This window comes from Pseudonocardia pini, assembly GCF_013870575.1.
Classification (GTDB): Bacteria; Actinomycetota; Actinomycetes; order Mycobacteriales; family Pseudonocardiaceae; genus Pseudonocardia; species Pseudonocardia pini.
Window position 1 is genome coordinate 1 of record NZ_JACBXB010000940.1, and the last position, 1,883, is coordinate 1,883.

Annotated in this window: 1 protein-coding gene; it reads right to left on the reverse strand. The window is 72.5% G+C overall.

All coding sequences use genetic code 11. From position 1 onward, the window contains the following. Positions 1–170 precede the first annotated feature (170 nt). Entirely contained in the window at positions 171–1,604 is a 1,434-nt protein-coding gene (locus tag H5J29_RS31075) for a Het-E N-terminal domain-containing protein (RefSeq protein WP_512700152.1), read from the reverse strand. Between the last annotated feature and the right edge of the window lie 279 nt (positions 1,605–1,883).

Sequence of the window (1,883 nt, forward strand, 5' to 3'; positions counted from 1 at the left end):
AGACGGCGGGGTGAGGGGAGGTGCCGCGCCGACGGGCTCGCCGAGGAGCTCGGCCGTGACCCGGCGGTCCAGCTCGCGTTCGAGCCGGCCGATCTCCTGTGGATCAGTGGCCGCGGCGAGGCGGTGCTGGAGCTCGTCGGTCGTCAGTGCGGGGAACCTGCCCGGTCCGGTCATTCCGCGATCAACCTCCGGATCCTGCTGGGGGACAGCCGCGGCAGCTGGAAGCTCTCCAGCGTGAGCACGGTCTGGTGCACCGCCTCGGCGTTCGAGCGGAGGAAGTTCAGCATGGCGACCTCCTGCATGGTGCCGATGTGGAGGCGGGCGTGGTCACGGATGACCTCCAGTGTCTTGCGCTTGCGAGCGGCCTGTCCCGCGAGCGATCGCATCTCGCCGACCTCCGCCAGGTAGGAGTCCCACTCGCTGCGCACGGCCGCGTCGACCTCGTCCCCGTCGTGGAGGTCCTCGAGGATCCGGTCGCGGACGGCGGGCTCGACATCCGGGTCCGTCACCCGCTGCCCGAGCCGCTTCCGGTCCGCCTGCAACCCGTCCAGCCGGCGCATCGTCTCCTCGCGGATCCGGTGGAGCTCCGCCTCGCCGTCGATGGTGAAGCGGTCCAGGTAGTCGATCACGAAGTTGGTGACCTCGTAGATCATCACAGCGTTGCCGAGCAGCAGCGTGATCTCCTGCTGGGCGGAGCCGGCCCGCGTGATGCGCTCCGCCACGGACCGGTTGACGGAAGCGAAGTACTCGATGGTGCTGCGCAACGCCTGGTAGGAGACGCGGACCTGTCGGTCCGCCGCGTCGAGCCGGGTTGCGCGCTCGCGGTTCGCCAGCGACAGCGGCACGGCGCCCTCGCGGTCCGCTCCCGGCTCGTCCCCGAGCGTCTCGATCCGGCTCGCGACCTCGGTGATGATCCTCCGCACCTCGGCGTGCAGTCTGCCCACCTCGTCCGCGACGGGGCGGGGCACCGGCCTGCGGCTGCCGGCCTCGGGGGACAACAGCTCCGGGTCGTCCAGGCGCTGGGCCGAGCGGAGGGCGAGGACGGCCCCGACGTGCCGTTCGAGGACGGCCCCGATCGCCCGCCCGCCCGCCGCCCGAACAGTGTTCTCGACGCGACGGGAGCGCCGATCCACTGGGTCGGCGAGCAGGTCGACGAGACCGCTCGCCAGCCGGCGCAACGCCGGATCGTCCGCAACGCCGCTGCGTCGGACCTCGTCGGTCACCCACTGCCGGGCCCGGTCGTCCCGGGGATCGTGCTCCAGCCGCGCGAGTGCGCCATCGAGCCGCGGTCGCTCCTCTGGAGGACAGCGCCGCATGAGCGACTCACGGAGGGCCTCGTAGCCCTCGACGACGGTCCGCTCGGCGACGCCGGCGACCCCGGCCAGGAGGCCCTGCACGAGAGCCGCGACTATCAGCGATGCGGGATCCACACGTCTCACCTCGGTCCGACGCCGCCCACCGGTGCTCGACCGCCGTTCCGGTCGCACGGTCAGCCTCGTGAGAAGTCGTGACTCGGGGTAGTCGTAGTTGTGCGTATTGCTCGGTCGCGTCAGACCGGGAGGTGGCTCTGGCTGTCGTTCCCCAGGGCGGTGTCCGCGCTGCACGCGGGTGGGATCAGCCCGTGTGCGCTCCTCGGCGGCTCCGAGAGGTCGGTGGGGTCGGCGCGTGTCGCCGCTCGGCGCCGTGGTCGGCCGACCCGCGTCCCGTCGCTACCGCCGCCGCGGCGGACGACCACCCGACCACCGCGCCGCCGTCGCCCCGGCGTCGATCATCTGAACCTCGCCAGCTGCTCGGGGGTGTCGACGTCCTCCGGACTCGCGACGTCTCCGCACTCGACGAGCCGGACCGCCGGGTTGTCCTTGAGGTAGGCGCGCGCGCCCGCG